Origin of the sequence: Synechococcus sp. H60.3 (assembly GCF_047462295.1) — a bacterium.
Classification (GTDB): Bacteria; Cyanobacteriota; Cyanobacteriia; order Thermostichales; family Thermostichaceae; genus Thermostichus.
Map to the genome: position 1 here is coordinate 1 of NZ_JANSIY010000172.1, position 3,422 is coordinate 3,422.

Genomic DNA, 3,422 nt, shown 5'->3' on the forward strand with positions numbered 1-3,422 from the left:
TCGCCACCTCCACGTCGGTATCCGGCAACGTGGCCACCTTCCCCGGGCCCTTTACCATTCCCTTCGGCGGCCAGATCCGGATAACGCCGGCCATTGCCTCGCCGTCGGCGATCACGGTGGGCGGCACGACGCTGAACACCTTCGACAACACCACAAACCCCGGCAGCACCACCTACTTCAACTTCGGGCCGAGCATCTCGGTCAACTAGCTTGAGGTTGGCTGCCACAGAAGTCGCGGGAGGGCATTGGGTTGCCCTTCTTTTTTTCTTGACGAGCAGGTGGTCTTTTTTGCCCCAACGTTACTTTTCAAGCGCCAATTTGGGTAAGATTTGCCTAGGCATGCCTCTTAAGCCAGTTTCCCTGGAGTGAGCCAGATAGCCTCCGCCCAAGACTTCAGCCCCCTTGAGTTTTAACCAACGGAGGCTGAGTATGACTGCTCGGGATCCCAAAACTAACCTGCGCTCTTCGCTGCTTTCGCTGCTGCTCACTTCCTCCCTGGTGGGGGGAGTAACGTCCTGTTCTTTTTCTGAGGCTCCCAGTGTTACCCAAGTTCCGCCAACCCTCTCTGCTCAGGCTCCAGAAACGCCTGTGGCGCCGCCCGAGAGCATTTCCTTCTACTACGACGGGGTGAAGACCTCCATCACCATCAAGGACGCGGCCATCCTGTTTGCCGCCAGCACCCAGAACACTAGCGACGCCAGCAAGATCGTCAACTTTGTCAACAACACCCTCAAGGCAGGGCCGATTACTGCCGCCGATGTTACGGCGCTGGGCGACCCGCTCAAGCCGGCCATCTCTGACTTTACTGGCGATGGCGTGGTCAACATCAACGATGTGGCGGTGCTGTTTGCCATTGCGAGCACGGGCCTGCCGCCGACGGCCAGCAAGGTTAACACTTTCCTCAGCGGCACGCTGAAGCTGGGAGTGACGGTAACGCAGGCGCAGTTGGATAGCTTCTTCAGCGCAGCGACGCCGACGCCCACACCGACGCCAACGCCGGCTCCTTCGATTGTGGTTTCGCCCACCTCGATTCCCAATGCGACTGCCAGCGCGGTCAAGGTTATCAACGTCAAGCTGGCGCAGGATCCGGGCGGGATCAAGACGGTGACGGTGACGGGGCCGACGGGCTGGAACATTTCGCCCACGAGCTTGACCTTTGACAGCAGCAACTTCAACGTGAACCAGCCGGTGCAGTTTACGGCGCCGCTGACGGCGGTGGGGCAAACGCAGAACATCACCTTCAGCGGGCCGGGGCTGGGGAGTGTGGATGTGCCGGTGACGGTGACGCCGGTGCCCAACACGTTCTTCTTGGATCCGGTGAACGGCAGTGACGCGAATCCAGGGACGGCGGCGGCGCCGTGGAAGACCTTTGAGGGGGTGCTGAAGGTAGGGGTTGACCCGTATCAGAGCAAGCTGGTGCCGCTTTTGCAGCAGGGTGAGAATGTGACGATTCAGATTGTGGCGCCGGCACCGGTTACGCAAAAGCTCACTGGCAGTCTGACCACCACCGTGCCCGGCAACGGCTCGATTACCATCGTAGGGCCGGCAGCCTACAAGCTTGAGATTCCGAGTGGCAACACCCTGACACTGGATCAGAACGTTAAGCTAGAGGGCTTCTCTATCAAAGTCTCAAATAGTAATGGCCTCAAACTCAATGCAGCTTCTGCGGCTGTTATCAACGCAGCGATCACGTGCGACCTCAGTGCTGGTGTTTGCATTGAGGTTGACGCAGCGAATGTAAAACTTTCTGGCAACAAGATCACGTTCTTAGCCGCTAAAACTGGCAGTACAATTGCGATACAGGTGAACAACTCTAACGTTGTCATCAAGGACAGCCAATTTACGTCAACTGATGTTGGCAATGCTACTAAGGACACCCTTGCCATACAAGTAACAGCGTCAGGGACAAATGCTGCCATCCTCAACTCTAAGTTTGACCTGTCTTCGGTGCAGAAAGCTAATCTTGCTGCATCAATTAATTTGGCCGCCGGTGCTAATAATGCCACTATCAAAGGCAACAAGATTATTGTTTCTGGCATTACTAATGGAGTCGGTATCCGCGTGGTTAGTGCTGGTAACATAGTCCAAGACAATGAGATCAGAGCTACCGCAAACGGGGTAGGTAAAGGCATCTTCATCGGCGGAGGAGCTAGTATCCTCAACGACCCCCTGAATGGCAACTCTTTCCCTGAGCCGCCGGCTCTTAACTTTAAGGTGTTTCCTTAAGGTTAGCTGGTGCTGAAGTCTGGCTTTGCTGCCCCCCTTGTGGGGGGTTTTTGTCGGCCCAACGGCCCTGCGCTGCCGGATCCTCTCCCTGAGGGGGAGAGGGGTCGAGGTCTGTGGTAGGCTAACACCAGCTTAGGTAAGAGGTGAGTATGGCCAAAAGGTTGGTCTGGCTGTTGGGCCTGGTGCTGCTGGGGTGTGCCGGCAGGCCGCAGGGCCCTTCCCTCTGCAGCAATGCCCGCCAGGTCACGGCGGAAGAGGTGCTGGCGGCCAAGAATCTGGCCGGCTGTCAGCTCCTCGGGGTCAATCTGGCCAACGCCAAACTGGCCGGGATCCACCTGGGCGAGGCGGTGGTGCAGGGGGGGATTTTCCTGCAGGCGGATTTGTCGGGGGCCAATTTGGCCAAGGCCTATGTGGAAAACTCGGCCTTCAACGGGGCCAAGCTGCGGCGGGCCAATTTGCAGGGGGCCCGCTTTCCCGATTCCAGCTTTGCCGAGGCCGACTTGACGGGGGCCAATTTGCAGGGGGCCGACCTGCGGCGGGCCAACCTCAGGGGGGCCATCCTGGCAGGGGCCAACCTCAAGGACGTGCTGACGGACGGGGAGACGATCTGCCCCAATGGGGAGCGCGGCCCTTGCCAGTTCCCGTAGGCCGGCGGTCTCCGGCTAGGATCATCTTCCAAGCCGGCGAGAGCAGCCCATGTCGGAGCGGTTGGAGCCGGTGGAGGCCATTCTGGAAGTCTTGGCTCAGCAGACGCTGGCCAACGCCCAGAATACGGAGGTCATCCGCCGAGCTTTCGAGGCCATTGCCCAGAACACGGAGGCCATTGGGCGAGCTTTTGAGGCCATTGACAAGCTGCGGGCCCGCATTGCCGAGCTGCGCGACGTGGTCGAGCAACAGAACCGCGCCATCGCCTATCTCCTGAGCCAAGACTAGTCCAGGAGGCGGGAGCACCTGGGAAGAGGGTGTTCGAGGAGCAAGCAGGGGCAGGCCATCCCCAAGACCAGCGCTTTCTCGGCCAAGCGGCAGCCCTGCCCAAGCGGTGGGCGTTAGCAAAGGGGCAAAACCGTTGGATCCGCAGCGGCAAAAACTAAGCAATAATTTTCCCCAGTTCCCAGAGGTGAGCTAGCTTGCACTTGTCCAAGACTTCAACCGCTGCATAAACTTTTGCTGCCCTTCTATTGGAGATCGAGAATGTC

At 58.7% G+C, this 3,422-nt stretch carries 4 protein-coding genes and 1 pseudogene; all 5 read left to right on the plus strand.

Features of this window, described 5'->3' with window-relative positions; translation table 11 throughout:
* Positions 1 to 209 (plus strand): annotated as a pseudogene (locus NW841_RS12355) (right-handed parallel beta-helix repeat-containing protein); the annotation flags it as partial.
* Positions 210 to 429: 220 nt separating this feature from the next.
* A complete protein-coding gene (locus NW841_RS12360) occupies positions 430 to 2,226 on the plus strand; it encodes a hypothetical protein (RefSeq protein ID WP_414386649.1) in 1,797 nt (598 codons plus the stop codon).
* A 149-nt stretch (positions 2,227 to 2,375) separates the two neighbouring features.
* Positions 2,376 to 2,873 carry a pentapeptide repeat-containing protein gene (locus tag NW841_RS12365; protein WP_414386651.1) on the plus strand — a complete coding sequence of 166 codons (498 nt, stop codon included), beginning with the start codon at positions 2,376 to 2,378 and terminating at the stop codon, positions 2,871 to 2,873.
* A gap of 49 nt (positions 2,874 to 2,922) precedes the next feature.
* The gene (locus tag NW841_RS12370) at positions 2,923 to 3,159 is read left to right on the plus strand and encodes a hypothetical protein (RefSeq protein WP_414386654.1); all 237 of its coding nucleotides are present in this window, start codon (positions 2,923 to 2,925) and stop codon (positions 3,157 to 3,159) included.
* 29 nt (positions 3,160 to 3,188) lie between these two features.
* Positions 3,189 to 3,317: a hypothetical protein gene (locus NW841_RS12375; RefSeq protein WP_414360698.1), complete on the plus strand. Its 129-nt coding sequence runs from the start codon at positions 3,189 to 3,191 to the stop codon at positions 3,315 to 3,317.
* Positions 3,318 to 3,422 lie beyond the last annotated feature (105 nt).